This is a genomic window from Pontibacter ramchanderi, from assembly GCF_002846395.1.
Lineage (GTDB): Bacteria > Bacteroidota > Bacteroidia > Cytophagales > Hymenobacteraceae > Pontibacter > Pontibacter ramchanderi.
Map to the genome: position 1 here is coordinate 565,301 of NZ_PJMU01000001.1, position 21,207 is coordinate 586,507.

The 21,207-nt window shown below is 51.6% G+C and carries 15 protein-coding genes; 11 read left to right on the top strand and 4 right to left on the bottom strand.

Annotation, left to right across the window (positions count from 1 at the left end; translation table 11 throughout):
• Window position 1: 1 nt before the first annotated feature.
• Together BD749_RS02380 and BD749_RS02385 are read left to right on the top strand one after the other, a co-directional pair.
• Entirely contained in the window at window positions 2-4,399 is a 4,398-nt protein-coding gene (locus BD749_RS02380; RefSeq protein WP_101442769.1) for a CusA/CzcA family heavy metal efflux RND transporter, read from the top strand.
• Window position 4,400: 1 nt separating this feature from the next.
• Window positions 4,401-5,576, top strand: coding sequence for an efflux RND transporter periplasmic adaptor subunit (locus tag BD749_RS02385; protein ID WP_101442770.1), 1,176 nt, complete (start codon window positions 4,401-4,403; stop codon window positions 5,574-5,576).
• Between the two features lie 203 nt (window positions 5,577-5,779).
• Here BD749_RS02385 and BD749_RS02390 read toward each other — a convergent pair whose 3' ends face one another.
• Window positions 5,780-6,499 (bottom strand): arylesterase, encoded by a 720-nt coding sequence (locus tag BD749_RS02390; protein WP_101442771.1) that lies wholly within the window; start codon window positions 6,497-6,499, stop codon window positions 5,780-5,782.
• 146 nt (window positions 6,500-6,645) lie between these two features.
• Here BD749_RS02390 and BD749_RS02395 point away from each other — a divergent pair, with 146 nt between their 5' ends.
• The gene (locus BD749_RS02395) at window positions 6,646-7,341 is read left to right on the top strand and encodes an ABC transporter ATP-binding protein (RefSeq protein ID WP_101442772.1); all 696 of its coding nucleotides are present in this window, start codon (window positions 6,646-6,648) and stop codon (window positions 7,339-7,341) included.
• A gap of 133 nt (window positions 7,342-7,474) precedes the next feature.
• Window positions 7,475-9,985 (top strand): ABC transporter permease, encoded by a 2,511-nt coding sequence (locus BD749_RS02400; protein ID WP_245868839.1) that lies wholly within the window; start codon window positions 7,475-7,477, stop codon window positions 9,983-9,985.
• A 140-nt stretch (window positions 9,986-10,125) separates the two neighbouring features.
• Here BD749_RS02400 and BD749_RS02405 read toward each other — a convergent pair whose 3' ends face one another.
• The 3 genes from BD749_RS02405 to BD749_RS02415 all read right to left on the bottom strand — a co-directional run bounded on the left by BD749_RS02405 (window position 10,126) and on the right by BD749_RS02415 (window position 13,328).
• On the bottom strand, window positions 10,126-10,488 hold the full coding sequence (locus BD749_RS02405; RefSeq protein WP_101442774.1) for a CoA-binding protein: 363 nt from the start codon (window positions 10,486-10,488) through the stop codon (window positions 10,126-10,128).
• Window positions 10,489-10,584: 96 nt separating this feature from the next.
• Window positions 10,585-12,156: an NAD(P)/FAD-dependent oxidoreductase gene (locus tag BD749_RS02410; protein WP_101442775.1), complete on the bottom strand. Its 1,572-nt coding sequence runs from the start codon at window positions 12,154-12,156 to the stop codon at window positions 10,585-10,587.
• A gap of 203 nt (window positions 12,157-12,359) precedes the next feature.
• A complete protein-coding gene (locus BD749_RS02415; protein ID WP_101442776.1) occupies window positions 12,360-13,328 on the bottom strand; it encodes a tryptophan 2,3-dioxygenase family protein in 969 nt (322 codons plus the stop codon).
• Between the two features lie 344 nt (window positions 13,329-13,672).
• Between BD749_RS02415 and sdaAB the strand changes: the two genes are divergently transcribed.
• The 7 genes from sdaAB (at window position 13,673) to BD749_RS02450 (ending at window position 21,201) form a co-directional block, all read left to right on the top strand.
• Window positions 13,673-14,350, top strand: coding sequence for an L-serine ammonia-lyase, iron-sulfur-dependent subunit beta (sdaAB, locus tag BD749_RS02420; protein ID WP_101442777.1), 678 nt, complete (start codon window positions 13,673-13,675; stop codon window positions 14,348-14,350).
• 14 nt (window positions 14,351-14,364) lie between these two features.
• Window positions 14,365-15,843 (top strand): TolC family protein, encoded by a 1,479-nt coding sequence (locus BD749_RS02425; protein ID WP_101442778.1) that lies wholly within the window; start codon window positions 14,365-14,367, stop codon window positions 15,841-15,843.
• 9 nt (window positions 15,844-15,852) lie between these two features.
• Window positions 15,853-17,238: an efflux RND transporter periplasmic adaptor subunit gene (locus tag BD749_RS02430; protein WP_101442779.1), complete on the top strand. Its 1,386-nt coding sequence runs from the start codon at window positions 15,853-15,855 to the stop codon at window positions 17,236-17,238.
• A gap of 16 nt (window positions 17,239-17,254) precedes the next feature.
• Window positions 17,255-18,244: an NAD(P)H-dependent glycerol-3-phosphate dehydrogenase gene (locus BD749_RS02435; protein WP_394341654.1), complete on the top strand. Its 990-nt coding sequence runs from the start codon at window positions 17,255-17,257 to the stop codon at window positions 18,242-18,244.
• A gap of 85 nt (window positions 18,245-18,329) precedes the next feature.
• Complete coding sequence (locus BD749_RS02440; protein ID WP_101442781.1) at window positions 18,330-19,319, top strand: acyltransferase family protein; 990 nt, start codon at window positions 18,330-18,332, stop codon at window positions 19,317-19,319.
• Between the two features lie 37 nt (window positions 19,320-19,356).
• Window positions 19,357-19,767, top strand: coding sequence for a (deoxy)nucleoside triphosphate pyrophosphohydrolase (locus tag BD749_RS02445; protein ID WP_180336299.1), 411 nt, complete (start codon window positions 19,357-19,359; stop codon window positions 19,765-19,767).
• A gap of 42 nt (window positions 19,768-19,809) precedes the next feature.
• The gene (locus BD749_RS02450) at window positions 19,810-21,201 is read left to right on the top strand and encodes a methyltransferase RsmF C-terminal domain-like protein (RefSeq protein WP_101442782.1); all 1,392 of its coding nucleotides are present in this window, start codon (window positions 19,810-19,812) and stop codon (window positions 21,199-21,201) included.
• The last annotated feature ends 6 nt before the right edge of the window (window positions 21,202-21,207 follow it).

Below are 21,207 nucleotides of genomic sequence, written 5' to 3' on the forward strand. Positions count from 1 at the left end.
CATGTTTAATAAAATCATCGATTTTTCGATACACAATAAACTGGTGATCGGTCTGATGGTGCTGGCGTTGATCGTGTGGGGAACATACTCCCTGACGCAATTGCCCGTAGACGCCGTGCCCGACATCACTAACAACCAGGTGCAGGTAGTCACCTCTTCGCCTACGCTGGCCGCTCAGGAAGTGGAGCGTTTTATTACCACCCCCATTGAAATGGCACTTGCAAACGTGCCGGATGTAATTGAAATGCGATCTGTATCGCGTTTCGGACTCTCCGTGATCACGGTCGTGTTCAAAGACGAGGTAGATCAGTACCTGGCCAGGCAGATGATCACCGAACGCCTGGGCGATGCTGCCCGTCAGATTCCTGAGCAAATGGGTACGCCGGAACTAGCCCCTGTTACAACCGGTCTGGGAGAGATCTACCAGTACGTGCTGGTGACAGATCCGGAAAGCGGCAAGAAGTACAGCCCCACCGAATTGCGCACAATCCAGGACTGGATCGTGCGTCGGCAGCTACTCGGCACGCCTGGCGTAGCCGACGTAAGCAGCTTCGGCGGCTTCTTAAAAGAGTATGAAGTAGCCGTGAATCCGGCAAGCCTACGCAGCATGAACCTGACCGTGACCGACGTAATCAAGGTGCTGGAGCAGAACAACGAAAACACCGGTGCCGCCTATATCGAGAAAAATCAGAATGCCTTCTTTATCCGGGGGCTTGGTTTGGTGAGCACGTTAGAAGATATCGAGAAGATCGTAGTTTCTAACCGCAATGGTCTGCCGGTGCTGGTACAGGATGTGGCCAAGGTACAGTACGGCCACCCGGTGCGATACGGTGCCCTCACCCGCAATACCGAAGGCGAGGTAGTTGGCGGCATTGTGCTGATGCTGAAAGGCGCCAGTTCGTCTGAAGTAATCAAAAATGTACAAGATAAAGTAGCCAGCATACAGTCGTCGCTGCCAGAAGGCATTGTGATCGAAGCATACCTGGATCGAAGCGAACTGGTAAGCAAAGCCATCAACACAGTGGCCACCAACCTGATCGAGGGCGGCTTGATCGTGATCTTTGTGCTGGTGCTCTTACTGGGTAACCTGAGGGCGGGCCTAGTAGTGGCCTCTGTTATCCCGTTGTCGATGCTTTTTGCGCTGGGCATGATGAATGTGTTCGGTGTATCGGGTAACCTGATGAGCCTGGGCGCTATTGACTTCGGCCTGATCGTAGATGGTGCCGTGATCATTGTGGAAGGTGTGCTGCACTTTATCGTCGTGAAGAATAAAGACCTGCCACTCCGCCGCCTGACACAGCGCGAAATGGACCTGGAAGTAAAAAGTGCCGCCTCCAATATCATGAACTCCGCCGCATTCGGTATGCTCATCATCCTGATCGTATACCTGCCGATCATGGCCCTGGTAGGTATAGAAGGCAAGATGTTTAAGCCAATGGCACAAACTGTGAGCTTTGCGATCATGGGTGCTTTCATTCTTTCGCTCACCTACGTGCCTATGATTTCAACGCTCATGCTGAGCAAGAACACCAAGCACAAGCCCAATATCTCTGATCGGCTGATGGCTTTTCTGGAGCATGCTTATCGGCCGGTCATCACGTTTGCGCTGCGAAGCAAAGCACTGGTCATCGGTATCGCGCTTATTCTTTTTGCTTTCAGTTTGTTTGTTTTCAGCAGAATGGGTGGGGAGTTCTTGCCTGACCTGGAGGAAGGGGACTTTGCCATGGACCTACGCCTGGTACCGGGCGCTTCGCTCAGCCAGACCATCGAAACGACAACCAAAGCAAGTGAAATTCTCCTGACCCAATTCCCGGAAGTGACCGAGGTGATCGGTAAGATCGGTACGGCAGAAATCCCCACCGACCCGATGCCGATTGAGGCCGCCGACGTTATGATCCTGCTCAAAGACAAGGACGAATGGACAAGCGCCAGTAACCGCCAGGAGCTGGCCGCCAAAATGAACGAGGCCCTAAAAGTGCTGCCGGGCGTGAACTACGGCTTCCAGCAACCAATTCAGCTGCGTTTCAACGAACTGATGACAGGTGCCAGACAGGATGTGGCGATCAAAATATTTGGCGAGGACCTCGACCAGCTTTCTGAACTGGCAGACCAGGTGGACAAACTCATCGCCCCGGTGGCCGGTGTGCAGGATATTTATGTAGAGGAAGTAACGGGCCTGCCGCAGATTGTGGTGAACTACAACCGGGCGCGTATGTCGCAGTACGGGCTGCAGGTGGCCGACGTGAACGCCGTGTTGCGCACTGCCTTTGCAGGCCAGACAGCAGGGGCTATTTACGAGGGTGACCGCCGTTTCGACCTGGTGGTGCGAATGGAAGGAGGTGCCCGCAACGACCTGAACGATATCGAAGATCTATTCGTGTCGCTGCCACAGGGAGGCCAGATTCCGCTGCAGCAAGTGGCTGACATCCGTTTTGAAGAAGGCCCGATGCAGATATCGAGAGAAGAAGGGCGCCGCCGCATTGTTGTGGGCTTTAACGTGCGTGAGCGCGATGTGGAGTCGATCGTATCGGAGATACAGGAAAAACTGGAGCGTGAGCTGCCACTTCCGGCTGGTTATTTTATCACGTACGGCGGACAATTTGAGAACCTGGTACATGCCAAGCAGCGACTGTCTGTAGCCGTTCCGGCCGCGCTGTTCCTCATTCTGTTGCTCTTATACTTTGCATTTAAGTCTGTTAAGCAAAGCCTGCTCATCTTCACGGCTATACCTTTGTCAGCAATTGGCGGCATCTTTGCCCTTTGGCTACGCGACATGCCTTTCAGTATCTCGGCGGGTGTGGGCTTTATTGCCTTGTTTGGGGTGGCGGTGCTCAACGGCATTGTGCTGATCGGTTACTTTAACCAGCTGCGGAGGGAAGGTATGACGGATGTGTATGAGCGCGTGTTGCTTGGCACGAGTGTAAGACTTCGCCCGGTGCTGATGACGGCTTCTGTGGCCGCACTTGGCTTCCTGCCAATGGCACTTTCCGGATCAGAAGGAGCTGAGGTGCAGCGGCCACTGGCAACGGTGGTGATCGGCGGTCTGTTCACCTCCACCTTACTGACGCTGGTGGTACTGCCGGTGCTTTACTATATTTTCTCTTCCAACGAAAAACCGACAGAAGAAGAGGTGGAACGCAAACCTATACCTGCTCACCTGATTACCTTACTCTTGATTACGGGCAGCTTATTGTTTGCAGGTAAAGGTATGGCGCAGTCAGTTCAGGGGCCGCTTACGCTGGAGCAGAGCATTCAGTACGCCCGGGAGCAAAATCTGGGCCTGAAAAGCGCGGCTTATAGCGTGGAGCGCGAACGAGCCTTGCGCGGTGCCGCCACCGACTTGCCAAAGACAAACCTATCTTACAGCCGAGGTCAAATCAGCACGATCAACAAAGACGAGTATATCTCCGCCTCGCAGCAATTTGCCTTCCCAACAGTCTACCGAGATCAGGCCCGCCTGGCAGATGCGACCATTCAGCAGGCGGAAGCACAAAAGCAGATCGTGGAACGCGAGCTGATACGCGATGTGAAGTTGGCCTGGTACCAGTTGCAGTACCATAACGAGCGCCTTCGACTGCTGCAACAGCAGGACAGCCTGTATGGCCGCTTTACCAGGGCAGCTACCGTTCGTTTCCAGACAGGGGAGACGGGTTACCTGGAGCAGGCCACTGCCGAGACACGCAGCTTAGGTATAAAAACGGAATTGCAACAGGCCACAGCAGATCAGCAAATTGCCGAACGCAGGCTTCGCCAGCTTTTGCAGCTGCAGGAGCCGGTTGAGTTTGCGGAGGAACAGCTGCGCAAGCGGGAATTGGTCTTACAGGCAGACAGCACGGCACTGGCATCAAACCCCTATCTGGCATTCTTGCAAAGTGCCACCCAGGTGGCTTCGCAGCAGAAGCAGCTGGAGCAGTCGCGTATGCTTCCGGATTTTACGGTCGGTTATTTCAACCAAACCTTTATAGGTGAGGCGCCCCGCGACAATCCAAATCGGGTGTATAGCTCCGGCGACCGTTTTACTGGGTATGAAGTAGGTATAGCCGTTCCGCTTTGGTTCGGGGCGCAGCGTTCGCGCATCAAGGCAGCCAAAATGAACGAAGAAGTTGTAAAGAGTCAGGTGCACTACCAACAGCAAATCCTCCTGACTGAGCTACAAAACCTAGCCCAGGAGCTGCAAAAGCACAGCAACACACTGGCCTTCTTTGAGCAGGGCGCACTGCGGCAGGCCGAGCAAATGAACAAGGCAGCTGAGCTCAGCTTCCGCACCGGCGACATCGACTACGTGGAGTACGTGCAGGCGCTTGACCAGGCTTACCAAATGCGCAGCAACTACCTGAACGCGCTTCGCGACTATAATCAAACCATCATCAGCTTAGAATTTACTGCAGGAATCGAATAACATGACAGCATATAAAATCAAAATAATCACGCTTTGCGGACTTATCAGTCTGGCGGCCTGTTCCAAACAAACACCCGCCGAAGAACCGGAAACCGCCGCAACAGAAGCAGCTGCATCTACCACATCACCATTTGTTGTCACTTTCTCTGAGGAACAGCAGAAAGTAGGCAGCATTGAGCTGGGGAGCATCGAAAACAAGCCGCTCTCAGCCCGTGTGGCAGCTAACGGACAGCTTCAAATCCCACCACAGAACAAAGCCAGTATCAACCCATTAATGGGTGGTGTGGTGCGCTCTATACCTGTAAAGGAGGGGGAGTATGTGCAGAAAGGGAAAGTGCTGGCCACGATCCAGAATCCGGAACTGATCAAGCTGCAGGAGGAGTACCTGACAACCCGCAACCAATTGCGTTTTGCCGAGCAGGACTACGAACGTCAGCGCACGCTGAGCGACGAACAGGTGGGCTCGCGCAAGCGCTTCGAACAGGCCGAGTCGGATGTGCAGGTACAGCGCGCTCGACTCAAGGCGCTTGCCATGCATTTGGCAGCCATGGGTATAGCTCCTAAAAACGTGGAAGCCGGGCAGATTACGTCCACCATGGCCATCACGGCACCGATCAGCGGATATGTCAGAGTGATCGATGTGAACATGGGCTCCTATGCACAGCCCGGCCAGCAGATGTTCGAAATCGTAGACAACCACCACCTGCACTTGGAGCTAAGCGTGTTTGAGCGAGACTTCAGTAAAATGAAAGAGGGGCAGAAGGTGTTGTTTACTTTGCCGAATGTAGCAGGCGAACCGCTGGAGGCTGAGATATTTGCACTAGGCAGAGCCTTTGAGGGCGACTCGCGCATGGTAACCGTTCATGCCGAACTCGAAAACAATAAAAACGCCAACCTGCTGCCAGGTATGTATGTGAACGCGCAGATTCTGGCAGGCAAGCAGGAACTACCGGTGTTACCCGAGGAGTCGGTGGTGCGCTACAAAGGCAAGCATTATGTGTTTGTAAAGGAAGGACCGAGCACGTTCCGCATGCAGGAAGTGGAAACAGGTATAGCAGAAAACGGATTCACTGAAATCCATCCCTTGAAAGAACTGCCTGCCCAGGCGCAGGTAGTCACGAAAGGGGCTTACTATGTGTTGGCCGAGAAAATGAAATCGGAAGTGGCCGAAGACTAACAGGTATAGCAACTGCCTGCAGGTATAGCAACAGCCTGAAAAAAATACAGCGCTGGCTCCAATGAAGGGACCAGCGCTGTTATTTTTTGAAAGGATTAATGTTTAATTAAACTTTCAACTTTTAGCCATGCTTTTATACGTGGCAAGGGTTATGTTTGGTTACAAATCTTCGAAAAATATTTAATTTATTTTCAAAATGTGCCTCAGGATGCTCTATTGGCCACTAAAATCGGCTCCAGCACTTCCCACACATTATCAGCCAGAATACGTTGGCCTTCAATAGTCGGGTGAATACCGTCGCCCTGGTTCAAGGCCCGGTCACCTGCCACCCCCTCTAACAGGAAAGGTATAAGCGCCACATCTTTGTCATTTGACAGGCGTGTGTATACCTGCTCAAACTCCTTTGTAAAACGCTGGCCCATGCTCGGGGGCATTTGCATACCTGCCAGAATAATTACCGCCTCCGGGTTTTGCGCTCTCACTTTGTCGATGATCGTAGCCAGGTTATCGTAAGTAGAGGCAGGATCTATGCCTCGCAAGCCATCGTTAGCGCCAAGTTCCAGCACAAATACATCGATCGGCTGTTTCAGGAGCCAGTCGATGCGGCTTTTGCCACCAGCAGATGTTTCGCCGCTCAGCCCTGCATTCACAGCTTTGTAAGGCAGCCCCAGCGAGTCGATGCGCTCCTGCAATAGGGCAGGGAAGGCTTGATCCGGCTCCAGGCCATACCCGGCGGTCAGACTATTGCCGAAAAAGACGATGGTTTTGGTACGCTCATTTTTTGGGGCTTCGGCGGTAGTAGTTGTGTCGTTATGGACTTGTTGTTCCGTAACCACCTGATCGTTCGTGCTGGCTTGGTCACAGCCCCAAAAGGAGAGTGAAAGGGCTATCGTAAGAGAGATATAATGACGCTTCTTGTTCATGTAGCTGATTTTTTCCTAAATTTAGTTTTATCAATCTTAAAACCTATAACGACCACTTGAAGTTATTAGGTTCGGGATTGGACCAGCGTATAGCTATACCTGCTGGGCTATTCCAACCATTTATTGTCTCCTAAAACACAAGCTACGTGTCTACTATACTGGAAATCAACAACCTGAAGAAAACTTACAACAGTGGCGACCGCCACCTGACCGTGCTCGAAGGCATCAATATTACCCTGCAAGCCGGCGATACCTGTGCCATTGTGGGCCCTTCGGGTAGCGGGAAAACCACTTTGCTGGGCCTTTGCGCCGGCCTGGACCGGGCCAGCAGTGGCTCCGTTGTGCTCAACGGTGTGCAGCTGGACAACTTAAGCGAGGATGCACGGGCACAGGTACGCAACCAATACGTGGGTTTTATCTTTCAGAACTTTCAGCTTATACCTACACTCACGGCACTGGAGAATGTGATGGTTCCGCTGGAGCTGCGTGGCGAACGCAACGTGCAGGGGCAGGCCATGGAGCTGCTGGCACGTGTGGGACTGGCAGAACGCCACGATCACTATCCGACCCAACTTTCCGGCGGTGAACAGCAAAGGGTGTCGTTGGCAAGGGCTTTTTCTAACCGCCCCACCATACTATTTGCAGACGAACCAACAGGTAACCTGGACGAGGAAACCGGCGAAAAGGTGGAAAAACTTTTGTTTGAACTGAACCGCGAGGCCGGCACAACCCTTGTGCTAGTGACGCACGACCTGGAACTGGCTGAGAAAACGCAGCGCATCATCCGCATCAAGGGTGGACATGTGGTTTCTGACACCAAAACTGCCGAAAGTGTTCATTAATTCGAACAGGGAACTTATACCTAAAGCATAGCCCATTCGCTTATAGTCATTTAGCTAAACTAACATCAAGTATACCTTGTCTGACAAATTGAACCCGGATAAACCAAAGCTGAACATACCTTGGCTGCTCAAAATGGCCTGGCGCGATACCCGTCGCAGCCGGGGCCGTTTGCTTTTGTTCCTTTCCTCCATAGTGCTGGGTATAGCGGCCCTGGTGGCCATTAACTCATTCCGAGACAGCCTGCAGTTAGCCATCGATGAGAAAGCCCGTAGTCTAATTGGGGCGGATCTGGTGATGGGGATGAACAAAGAGCCGGACTCACTTTCGCTGGCCATTATTGACTCGGTGAGCACCTTGGGTAAGCGCTCGGATGAGAACCGGATGATGTCGATGGTATACTTTGTGAAAAGCAACGAAACCCGCCTGGTGCAGGTACGGGCGCTGGAGGGCGAGTTTCCCTACTTTGGAGCCATCGAGACAAAACCGGAAGAAGCCAGTCGCTCTTTCCGGCAGGACAAACGCGCACTTGTTGACCATAACCTTATGCTGCAATACGAGGCCCAGATCGGTGATTCGATTCGGGTTGGCGCTTTAACGTTTGCCATTGAAGGCGCTCTGCACCGCATACCTGGCCAGACCGCCATGACGGCTGCCGTAGCCCCCGTGGTGTACATTCCGCGCCAATACTTGCCCGAAACAGGCTTGATCCAGCGAGGCAGCCGGGTTTCCTACTACTATTATTACGACCTAAACGAAGCCGTACAGCCGGACACCCTGGCAAATAAACTGGACCCACGCTTCGAAGAATACGGCATGTTCTACGACACAGTAGAGACCCGGAAAGCCAGCATGGGCCGTTCTTATGACGAATTAGCCCGCTTTCTGGCGCTTGTGGGTTTTGTGGCTTTGCTGCTGGGCTGCGTAGGTGTGGCCAGCGCGGTGCATGTGTACATGCGCGACAAACTGGCCACCATCGGAATTTTGCGCTGCCTGGGCATGAGCGGTAAACAGGCCTTCCTGGTATACCTGTTCCAGGTGATGGGCATGGGCCTGATAGGCGGTATAGCGGGTGCGGCATTGGGCAGTGTGGTGCAGCTGATTCTGCCGGAGCTCTTCAAAACATTTCTGCCTGTATCAGTGGATGCCTACTTTTCGGTTACGGCTACCACGCAGGGAGTGCTTTTGGGCGTGATCGTTTCTGTTTTATTTGCGCTGTTACCGCTTCTCAGTATACGCCAGGTATCACCGCTGATTACCCTTCGCGCAACGGTTGAGCATCTAACCAGCCAGAAAGACCCGCTCCGCTGGGCAGTGTATATTTTGCTGCTCGGTTTTATCATTGTATTCTCGCGCTGGCAATTGGGTACCTGGTGGCAGGCGCTTTACTTCACAGGTGGTGTCATTGCGGCATTTCTGGTATTGGCACTGCTGGCCAAGGCCCTGTCCTGGACTGTTAAACGCTTCTTCCCAACGCATTGGGGCTATGTATGGCGGCAGGGGCTGGCTAACCTGTACCGACCCAGAAACCAAACCTTGCTGCTCATGGTATCTATCGGACTGGGTACGGCGCTTATCGGGACGCTCTTCATGGTGCAGCGCACTCTCTTGAGCGAAGTGTCACTTTCAGGCACCGAAAACCAGCCCAACCTGGTCCTCTTCGATATCCAGAACAGCCAGCGTGACCAGGTAGCCGACCTGACAAAGCAAGAGGGGCTGCCGATTCTGTATTTCGACCCGATCGTGACGGTGCGCCTGGAGCAGATCAACAACCTGACGCTGGCCGATGTGCGTAAAGACACCACGCTGGAGATCAGACCAAGAAACTTCACCCGGGAGTACCGTGTAACGTACCGCGATCATTTAAGCGACTCGGAGAAATCGGAAGCCGGTGAATGGAGCGAGGGACAGTACAAAGGAACGGGCAGAGTACCCGTGTCGCTGGAAGAAGGGTATGCCGAGCGCATCAAGGTAAAAGTAGGCGACTCGCTCATTTACAACGTACAGGGCGCGACCATACCTGCCCGCGTTGCACACCTGCGCCGTGTGGACTGGAATCGGGTGCAGACCAATTTTCAGGTACTATTCCCGAAAGGCGTGCTCGAAGAAGCACCCCAGTTCCATGTGCTAATGACGCGCAGCAACAACGAGCAGCAGGCCGCGCAGTTTCAACGCCGCATGGTAGAGGCTTTTCCAAACGTTTCGGCTATCGGGCTAGACCTGATCCTGCGCACGCTGGAAGAAGTTGTTAGTCAGATCTCCTTTGTGATTCAGTTTATGGCGCTCTTCAGCATTTTCACCGGCTTGCTGGTACTGGTAGGCTCTGTGAATGTGAGCAAATACCAGCGAGTACAGGAAAGCGTACTGTTACGCACCCTGGGGGCCAACAAAAAACAAATTCTAGGTATAACCCTGATGGAGTACATGATGCTTGGTATACTGGCGGCGGCAGTGGGCTGCGTCATTGCTTTTGGGGCTGCCTGGGCTTTGGCTGTCTTCAGCTTCGAAATGGAATTCGTGCCGGTGCTATGGCCTTTACTGATCATTTTTATGCTCGTAACCTTGCTGACGGTGGCAGTGGGCTTGCTTAACAGCCGCGGCGTTTTGAACCGACCACCGTTGGAGGTGTTGCGACGGGAAGCGTAAAAACAAAAAAGGGATCTCTTGAAAGATCCCTTTTTCTAAAATTCGCATAGACAACAAATGCCATCTGCAAACTTTGATTATAGTGGTTTATACGCCCTGATAAAGGGTAGGTTACAGCATCTCTGCTATTTTTAAAAAATTTAATAGGTGCTCGACGCCAGCATCACCAGCGTGCAATGATGCATGGTTTCTATACCTGCGTCCTCAGCCAGTTGCTCCAACTCGCGGTTCTCAGTACCCGGGTTAAAAATGATACGTTTTGGCTGGAGCGAGATGATATAGTCGTACCAGGTTGGCTGGTTCTGCGGGCCTACATACAAGGTCACAGTATCAACCCCATCTATCTTCTGTGTCTTATCGGTAATAATGGGCTGCCCACCGACTTCACCCTTACGAATGCCAACCGGCACCACTTCATGGCCGTGCTGCTGCAGGCGGTGTATGGCCTTATAGGCAAATCGGGAAGGATTATCGGTAGCACCCAATACAAGTGTCTTTTTCATGTCTCAGCAAATTTGATCTTTCTATTTAACCCCGATTGAGCCGGAAACGTTACAGGGCAATCAGGTATAAACCGAATCCAAAACCGCCGGCGAAACTTACCGCAGCACTTTAGCAGCAATTTTCTCAGCACAACGCTCCCCATCCATGGCCGCCGACACGATGCCACCAGCATACCCGGCCCCTTCGGCACAAGGGTACAGGTTTTTGATCTGAACGTGTTCCAATGTCTCCCGGTCGCGAGGTATGCGTACGGGAGAGGAGGTACGGCTTTCTACCCCGATGATCTGGGCATCATTGCTCAGGTAACCCCGCATTTTATTACCGAACGCCTTAAAGCCTTCGCGCAGACGATACGCCATGGCAGGTGAGAACAACTGATTCATGTCCACAGGGGTGAGGCCGGGCTGATAAGATGTTTCCAGTAAAGCGCCGCCTGTTTTCTGGCGGGTAAAATCGAGCAGGAGCTGGGCAGGGGCTTTTTGTGTGCCACCGGCCATTTCGCAGGCCTTACGCTCCAGGGCTTCCTGCATACGCAAACCGGCCAGTGGTCCGTACTTGTCCAGTTCCATGTCCTCTAACTCTATTGCCACTACTATACCTGAGTTCGCAAACCTGGAGTCACGGCGGCTCGGAGACATACCGTTTACCACCACTTCGCCAGGAGCGGTGGCAGAAGGTACAATAAAGCCGCCTGGGCACATGCAAAATGAGAAAATGCCACGCTGCTTGTTATCATACACGGTTTGGTGCACGAGCGCATACGAAGAGGCCGGCAACCAGCAACCGCGGTCTTCGCACTTATACTGTATGCTGTCAATGAGTTTCTGCTGGTGCTCGACCCGCACGCCCATGGCGAAAGGCTTGGCTTCGATGGTGATGCCCTTGGCGTGTAGCAACTCAAAAATATCCCGGGCGCTATGGCCTGTAGCCAGAATCACGGACTCGCCCAGGTATTCCTCACCATTTTGCGTCACGACGCCTTTCATTTCGTCGCCTTGCAATATGAAATCCGTTACGCGCTTGTCGAACAGCACTTCGCCACCGGCCGCTTCTATTGTCTCGCGGATGGCAGAGATGATGCGGGGTAATTTGTTGGTGCCGATATGCGGGTGCGCATCGAACAGAATATCGCGGGTGGCGCCATGTTGCACGAATATTTCGAGGATGCGCTGCAGGTCGCCACGTTTTTTGGAGCGGGTGTAGAGTTTGCCGTCTGAGTAGGTGCCTGCGCCCCCTTCGCCGAAACAGTAGTTCGAATCCGGGTTTACAATATGCTCTTTATTGATGGCCGCCAGATCACGGCGGCGCGAACGAACATCCTTGCCACGTTCCAGCACAATTGGCTTAAGACCAAGCTCAATGCAACGCAAGGCGGCAAACAAACCCGCAGGACCAGCCCCTACAATGACTACTTGTTTGGCTCTGTTTACATCGGGGTAGTTATACCTGGGAGAAATAACGTCAGCAGGAGGGGTGTACAGATATAGATCGGCGCGTACACGCAACAGCACCTGTCGTCCGCGGGCATCGATAGAGCGTTTGATGCGGTGAATATGTTTTACTTCTTCCGGCTTAAGGCCAGCACTTAATATGAGCTCACGCTCCAGCAGTTCGTCGTTGTACGCCACTTCAGGCGACAACACGACTTCAACTTCTTTCTTCTTCATTTACAGTTTGTAAGGTATTTATCCTTAAATTTATTATTGAGTGGTTGAGTGAGTTAGCAAATGAGTGATTTCTATTATTGATTGAGTAATTTACTGAGGGAAGACTGACACTCTACATTGACAAGTAAAAAGTAAATACAAACTGGCCAGCAATCAACCCATTAAACGGTTCAACCATTTTTAAATCACTCAATCAATAACTCCTAAACATCCCCATTCAGCACTTTTTCGACCCAGCCTTTTCCCCAGTTCTCGAGCTCTTCCTCGGTCCAGAGTTCCGGGTAGAAGATGCGTTTCTGGAACTTCGGAGGCAGGTACTTTTGCCAGTTGGTGCCCCCGGTGGCGGCAATCACTTCCGGATCGCGCTGCAGGTAACGTACCGCCGACTTGTAATGCATCAGGGGCCAGTTAACATTCACATTACTGTCCAGTTCTCGCAGCTGACGTATCAGGCGCGGGTTCTGCTGCTCTTCCTCAGACAAACGCTTATAGGCCGACCAAACGTTCATATGTTCGTACTGCTTGGCAAACTGAATCAACTGCTGGGTATACTTTTCTTCGAACCGGATCAAGGTAAGGGTTTTGGACCCAGATGACACCTCCGTGGCGCCCTCTTTCCAATAGATGCAGCCAATCAGCTCCTCGTGCGTACTCTGCAGTCCGAGTGCTTTGCGTTTCTCCTTATCGGTGAGGTTGCGCAACTCTGTAGAGGCAATCTCGATCATGCGGTACTGCGCTGATTGGAAGCCACTGGCCGGCATCAGTGCCATGCGGAACTGCAGGAACTGCTTTGGGTCCATGCCGTCCACCATCACATCAAATGAATCGATCAGGTTTTCAAAATACCGGTTGATACGCTTCAAGCGTTTCAGGAGCATATCGCCAGTAAGTCCCTTGTCTTCACCAATTTGTCGGTACTCCTCCAGGCAAAGCTTAAAGTACAGTTCCGTAATCTGATGATACATGATAAAGATCTTTTCATCAGGTATGGTCGTGCGCGGATTTTGCAGACTCAACAGGGTGTCCAGGTGAATATAGTCCCAGTAGTTGAGGTAGTCGGTATAGTAAAGCCCCTCCAGATAGGCTGCCAGATCTTGCCCGAGCGGCACGTATTTGGCTTCCAGTCTTCTGAGTTGCTCCAGCACTTCCGGCTTAAAAGGTTTTTGCTCCATGATATACAGATGGCTTTGTTGAGGCGGCATTTCGCTACAAATAAAGCAAAACAATCGCACAGATTAGGCAGCAAGCCCATATTTATCGCACTACAAATAGAAAACAACAAACAGACAAATAAAATCCATAACCGGCAGGCAACCATTACCGGGCATTTCACATCCTAAGTATACTTATCCAGCTGCATGAGCGCATCATGCACTCAGTTGATAGGCCGAACAGCGATTTTAATAGAGTAAAATGGCCCGTTGGTAGAAATCCGGAGAATATAACGCCGAAAAAATGTTATAATAAGCCTTAATTGTTAAATTTGGGTTTTACGATATTTACCCGCTCTTTACCCATGGCAGAAAAAAGCAGTGTCTTCGATATGATAGGCCCGATTATGATAGGCCCTTCAAGCTCCCATACCGCTGGTGTTGTGCGCATTGCGCGTGCTGCCATCCGCGTACTGGGTACCGCACCCGAAGAGGCGATTATTACATTCTATAACTCATTTGCCCAGACCTATGAAGGCCATGGCTCTGACCGTGCCATCGTTGCCGGCCTGCTCGACTTCAAAACAGATGACAAACGCATCAAGGAAGCTTTCGACCATGCGAAGGAACGCGGCCTGAAGTATACGTTCCGTTCAGTTGGCAATGCCTCAACCATGCACCCCAATACGATCAAGCTTATCCTGAAAGCAGGCGACCGACAGGTAGAAGTGATTGGGCAGAGCCGCGGAGGTGGTGTCATCAATATTGTGGAAGTGGACGGGTTTACAGCCAACTTTTCAGCTAACCTCCATACCCTGATCATTGACGCGGATGATGTGAAAGGCAGTATTGCCTTTATCGCAACCGTGATCGCACACGATGATTGTAACATTGCGACCATGAATGTGTCGCGTAAGGGGAGAAACGAAATGGCCCGACAGTTTATCGAAATGGACTCAGGCATTAAACCAATCACGCTCGAGTACCTGAAGCAGTTAAGCTGGGTGAAGCATGTGATCTACATCCCAAATATCGATCTTTAAGAAGACATACAACTATGAAAAAAATGTCAAACAAGGTGCTTTTGCTGGCTCTTGGGTTAACAATGGGCGGGCTTGGCACTGCCATGGCACAGCAGCAGGGAGCAGGCGGTGATGGAATCTGGTCGCTGCAGGAGGCTGTGGAGTATGCCAAATCAAACAACCTGAACGTGCGCCAAAATGGTATTAACCGCGATTTAAGCAGGGCTGAACTGAATCAGTCACGTGCAAACCGCCTGCCGAGCATCAACGCCAACGGAAACTACAGCTTCAACACGGGTTCTTTTCAGGATCCGGTAACATTCAGCCTGCTGACACAGAACGCGCGTACATCCAATGTGTCGATCAATGCATCGTTACCGTTATTTGCGGGATTCCAGCAGGTAAATCAGATCAAGCAAAACAGCCTGAACCTCGAAGCGACCGAGCAGGAGTATCTTTCTGCTCAGAATGATATCACAATCCAGATCGTGACAGCATATTTAAACATCCTGTTTGCCAACGAGCAAATGAATGTATCGGATATGCAGCGCAGCCTGACCAAACAGCAATTGAGTCGCACACAAGCCCTGTTCAAGGCGGGCAGTGTAGCCGAAAACTCTGTACTGGATCTGGAGTCGCAACTCGCTACCGATGAACTTAACTACATCACAGCGCAGAATCAGCGTGATATTTCCAGACTGACATTGATGCAGTTGCTCAACATACCAACTTCAGAGGAGTTTCAGGTGGAGATACCTAATATACCTGAACCTGACGAGAATCCGGTGATTGTAGATGGCAGTCAGGTATACGATGTGGCACTACAAACACTTCCCGCCATTCGCGCGACTGACCTGCGTTTGCGTAGCGCTGAAACAGGTATAAGCGTAGCAAGAGGAGCTTATTATCCTCGCCTGAGCCTATTTGCCGGTGCCGGTAGCCGATATGCAAGCACCAGCCGCCGCCTGGTGGATATTGAGCGTGTGGTCAATGGCCGTGTTCCTCAAATCGTATACCTAAATGAAACAGGACCTGCCTCTCAGACACTTTGGTTCGATAATGTGGAGACACGACGTATAGATGAGTACTATGGCATGTTTCGCCAGTGGGATGACAACCTGAACACCCAGGTGGGCTTATCGCTTCAGGTTCCCATACTCAACGGTTTTCAAGTGCGCACCAACGTGCAGCGTGCCAGGTTACAGCAACAAAATGCCCAACTGAACGCCGACATTGCACGCAACAATCTGCGCCAGACAATTGAGCAGGCGCACGTAGACGCTGTGGCGGCCCAGCGCCGTTACGAAGCGGCACGCCAGCAGGTGAACGCTTCTGAGAAAAACTTCCGCAATGCTGAACTAAGACTTCAGGGTGGTGTGATCAACACCGTAGATTTCAACGTGGTAGCAAACACATACCGCTCTGCCCAGTCCAGCCTGGTGCAGGCGAAATACGAATATACCTTTAAACTAAAAGTCTTGGACTTCTATCAAGGCAAAGATCTCTCTTTCTAATATAAAATCATGGCTGCAAAAAAATCGAATAAGCTTATCTACACCCTGGTAGGCGCACTGGTTCTGCTTCTCGTTCTGGCACTTGTGGCCAAAAAGGCAGGTTGGATCGGCAAAGAAGATGGTACAGAAGTGGTACTCGCTGATGTAAAGCGCACCGAAATAGTTGAGAAAGTAAGCGCCTCAGGTAAGGTACAACCCGAAACCGAAGTAAAGATCAGCCCGGACGTATCGGGTGAGATCATTGAACTGACTGTGCAGGAAGGTGACTCTGTTGTAAAAGGTCAGCTACTGGTGCGCATTCGCCCGGATAACTACAAGTCGCTCGTCGACATGCAGACGGCAGGCGTGAACCAGGCTCGGGCTAATCTGGCGCAGTCCAAGGCACGTCTGGCACAAACCCGCGCCAACTTTGCCCAGATCGAGCAAAACTACCAGCGAAACAAAAGCCTTTATGACCAAAAAGTGATCTCCGAAGCTGAATACCAGCAGATAAAAGCGCAGTATGAAGCAGGCAAGCAGGAAATAGAGTCGCTGGCCCAGAGTGTTCGTGCCGCCGAGTTCAGCATTCAGAATGCGCAAGCCTCGCTGAATGATGCTCGCGAAAACCTGAACAAGACCACCATCTATGCGCCGGTAAGCGGCACCGTTTCTAAACTGAATGTAGAAAGAGGAGAGCGCGTGGTAGGTACTTCACAAATGGCAGGTACGGAAATCATGCGCATTGCCAACCTCAACAACATGGAAGTACGCGTGAACGTGAACGAGAACGACATCATCCGGGTAGGCATGGGCGACTCCGTAATCGTAGAAGTTGATTCATACACAAGCCGCGACGAGAAGTTCAAAGGCATTGTGACCTCTATTGCCAACACAGCCAAAGACGCAGCTTCGCTGGAGGCCGTGACTGAATTTGAAGTACGTATCCGCCTGCTGAACGAATCCTACAGTCACTTGGCAGACAAAAACGCACGCCCTTTCCGTCCAGGCATGACGGCATCGGTTGACATCATTACAGCGCGCAAAAGCAATGTTTTATCTGTACCTTTGTCTGCAGTGACAACTCGTTCGAACAAGCCAGCCAAGGCAGCAGGTGAAGACGGCGAAGAAAAGGAGGCTGATAAAAACGCGGAGGAAGCTCCGGTAGCGCCTGCCGGACCTGTCGAAGAAGTGGTGTTTGTGCATGAGACAAACAACACGGTAAAAGCTGTAAAGGTAAAAACCGGCATCAGCGACTTTGACAACATCGAAATTCTGAGCGGCCTGGAAGAAGGTCAGAAAGTAGTTTCCGGTCCATTCAGAGCTGTGTCGAAAACGTTGAAAGACGGCGCCAAAGTGGCTGTAAAAGACGAGAAGTCACTCAACAAATCAGCGATAGCTGAGGCGAATGGTGAATAAAATAGAAAGATCCGTTTTGGAAAAAATTGCAGTAATAGGAGGGGGAAGCTGGGCTTCGGCGCTGGTAAAAATTCTCTCGGAAAATAAATCACAAGTACACTGGTGGATGCGCAACGAAAACGATGTGCAGCACCTGACCAATTATCGCCATAACCCGCGCTACCTGAGTGGCGTGACCTACGACCTCAACTATGTAAAGCCTTCGACGGATTTGCGCACTGCTGTTGAAGTGGCAGATTGGGTCATTCTGGCGGTTCCGGCTGCTTTTATACAAGAAGCGCTCAGTGGGTTGGAAAAGGACGCCTTAAATGGCAAGGTGCTTATCTCTGCTATCAAAGGCATGATCCCGAAGCAGAACATCCTGATCACCGATTACCTGGGTCAGCAATACGGTGTGCCGAACAGTCATCAGCTGGTGGTTGCCGGACCTTGCCATGCTGAGGAAGTGGCCATGGAAAAGCAATCATACCTGACCATCGGTTCCTATGACCTGGCAACAGCAGAGCGATTCTGCGAGTTGCTGCGCAACCGCTACGTAAAAGCCAACCCGCTAGAAGATTTGGACGGCGTAGAGTATTGCGCCGTGATTAAGAATATTATTGCCCTGGCCTGCGGTATAGCCCGCGGCCTGAACTACGGTGACAACTTCCAGGCCGTGCTGGTATCCAATGCCATGCAGGAGATCGAGCGATTTCTGCATGCCGCCATGCCGATCCACCGCGACCTGAACGGCTCTGCCTACCTGGGAGACTTGCTGGTGACCGCATATTCGCAGTTTAGCCGCAACCGTACATTCGGTAACATGATCGGGCACGGATACACCGTAAAATCAGCTCAGATTGAGATGAACATGGTGGCGGAGGGCTACTATGCGGTGCAGAGTATTTACGAGCTAAACAAGAAATTAAAGGTGAATATGCCGATTACCACGGCCGTATACCTGATTCTGTATGAGCGTATAGCACCTGCCGTAGAGTTTGAGATATTGAAAGAAAAACTCACTTAGTCTGACACGGATCACAATGCGAAAGGCATACCTTGTGGTGTGCCTTTCGCGTTTAAAGCGCACCCAGTTTGGCCGTACCCAACGCATGAAACAACATTTCCAGCAAATCGACATTCTGAAAGGGCTGGCCATCATTGCCGTGTTGCTGCTGCACTCACTTACGCGCGAGCAGTTGCTGAAAGGCTATGCGGTTTACCATATCTGGCAGGCGGTGCCGGTTTTCATGGTGTTGATGGGTGTGAACCTGGGAATGTCCTATGGCAGTAAAACGCTTCATTTCAACCAGTTGTATACCCCGCATTACTGGCAGAAAAAAGCACTTCGCATTATCTTCCCGCTATTACTGATCTACATCATCGCCTTGGTGGCAGGGTATGTAAGTGAACAGGTATACCAACACGAGGTGTATACTTTAGGTTGGAAAAATCTGATCGGTGTGCTTCCTGTATCCGGCAAAGGCAATTACTTTATCACACTGCTTCTGCAGACCCTGATCGTGTTTCCCATAATGGGCTATACCTTCAACCGTTGGCCAAAAATTACCACACTCGTGCTGGTACTTCTAGAAGTCGCGTTTCAATTGATGGCTTATCGCATCAGCTATTTTGAGCAGGACCGCTACCTGTACGATGCCGCCTTGTTCCGGTACTTTTCAGCCATTGCCCTAGGTATGTGGCTATCCCGCTTGGTAACTGCACCTGAGCGAAAACTTGGCTGGTTCGTGTTGATTGGCGGCTTAGGCAGTGCCCTATACCTGTACGCTCACCAATACCAGGGAGTCGAATTGCCCTATATCATACCCGAGTGGCAGGCGCAGCTGGTGCTCACATTCCCTTACGCTGCGCTGCTCATCTACCTGAGTATGCTGGTTTTTCCGCTACAATCAGATCAGCCGGTGCTACAATTACTGGCCAGCGTGGGGAAGGCATCTTACCATGTGTTCTTGGTGCAGGTGCTATATTTCGGACTGGTTCAGGATGATTCAGATATTGCGCTAAACCTGGCGATCTGTCTACTGGCCGGACAAACCTTCTTTTGGCTGGACACATACCTGATCAAGAAAATATCAAATTAAAAAGTACACTTATCACGCCACTAAACTATCTAAATCTATGATGACAAAAGTGACCTGCGCCCTGATCGAACAATATGGCCGTGTGCTGATTACGCAGCGAAGTGAAGCGATGCCACTGGCCTTGCTTTGGGAATTTCCGGGAGGAAAAGTAGAGGAGGGGGAAACTGAGGAGGCCTGCCTGGTACGTGAAATTCAGGAAGAACTGAATCTGAACATTACCCCCACAAAGCGCCTGACACCGGTGGTGCAAACATACGGCGATAAGACCATCGAACTTATACCTTTCTTATGCCAGTACAACGGGGGAACAATCAGTCTTGCCGAACACAGATCTTATCAGTGGGTATTTCCGCAGGACTTGCCCCATTTCGACTGGTGTCCGGCCGATATTCCCATTATGCAGGAGTTCATCGCTCTGATGGGCGGGCGAACCTCTCAAACTCCTTAACACCCTTTTTCCTAAACGACCAAATTGCCGTACCTTTAGGGTATGGAATTACCACATTCATTTGTAGCGCGCATGAAAGGGCAGCTGGGAGCGGATTATACCCGTTTCGAAGCGGCCCTGCAGCAGCCTGCGCCTGTCAGTATCCGGTTAAACAGAACGAAACTGCAGGGTAAACCTGACCTGCCACGAGTACCCTGGACGGAAACCGGTTTTTACCTGCCGGAGCGGCCGCAGTTCACGCTGGATCCCAGACTGCATGCCGGCGCTTACTATGTGCAGGAAGCCAGCTCTATGTTCCTGGAGCAGGCCCTGCGTCAGCACGCAGACCTGAGCCAGTCCCTTCGTGTCCTCGACCTGTGCGGAGCGCCCGGTGGTAAATCCACTCACATCGCCAGCCTTATCTCACCTGACAGCCTGTTGGTGGCCAACGAAGTGATCCGCAGCAGGGCTGGAATCCTGGCCGAAAACATTACCAAATGGGGGAGCGGCAATGCGGTAGTGACCAACAACGACCCGCGTGACTTTGGAAGGCTTCCTGAGTTTTTTGACGTAATGGTGGTAGACGCCCCTTGCAGTGGCGAAGGGATGTTCCGCAAAGACCCACAGGCGGTGCAGGAATGGTCAGATGAAAACGTGAACCTTTGCGCCCAGCGCCAACAGCGTATCCTGATGGACGTGTGGGATGCCTTAAAACCCGGGGGGCTCTTGATCTACAGCACCTGTACCTGGAATCTGGCTGAAAATGAACAAAACATAGCCTGGCTTGCTGAGCAGGAAAACGCACAGCCGCTTGCGCTCACTTTGGATCCGGACTGGGGTGTAGAGAACACTACATTAGGTAGCGTTTCCGGCTACCGTTTCTACCCGCACCAGGTGCAGGGCGAGGGCTTCTTCTTATCCGTTATCCGCAAGGCCGGAGAATATGAAGAACCGCAGCGATCCTCTAAAAAGAAAAAACACAAGCTCACACATGCTGGCAAAAAGGAGCAGGCTCTGGTAAACAACTGGCTACTGGAACCGGACCGCTTTGCGTGGGTACAGTACGGCGAGGTGATTTCGGCTATACCTGAAAACCTTTTCGAGGAAGTGGACCAGCTTTATCAGAACCTCTATGTAATTTATGCTGGCACCGAAATAGCCGAAGTGAATGGCAAAAAACTAAAGCCGCTTCAACCATTGGCCCTGTCGCGGTACCTCAACAAAGAAGCTTTCCGGACTGAAGACCTCGATCTGGAGTCTGCACTGCGCTATCTCCGCAAAGAGGACATCGGCGTAAGCGGCAATAGCAACGACTGGATGTTACTGCAGTTCAACGATCTGCCCCTTGGCTGGGCCAAGCAAGTAGGAAATCGGCTAAACAATTACTACCCCAAAGAGTGGCGCATCCGGATGGAACTGCCCCAAGTGTTGGAATTTGAGAGTTGGGAAGTTTAGAATTTT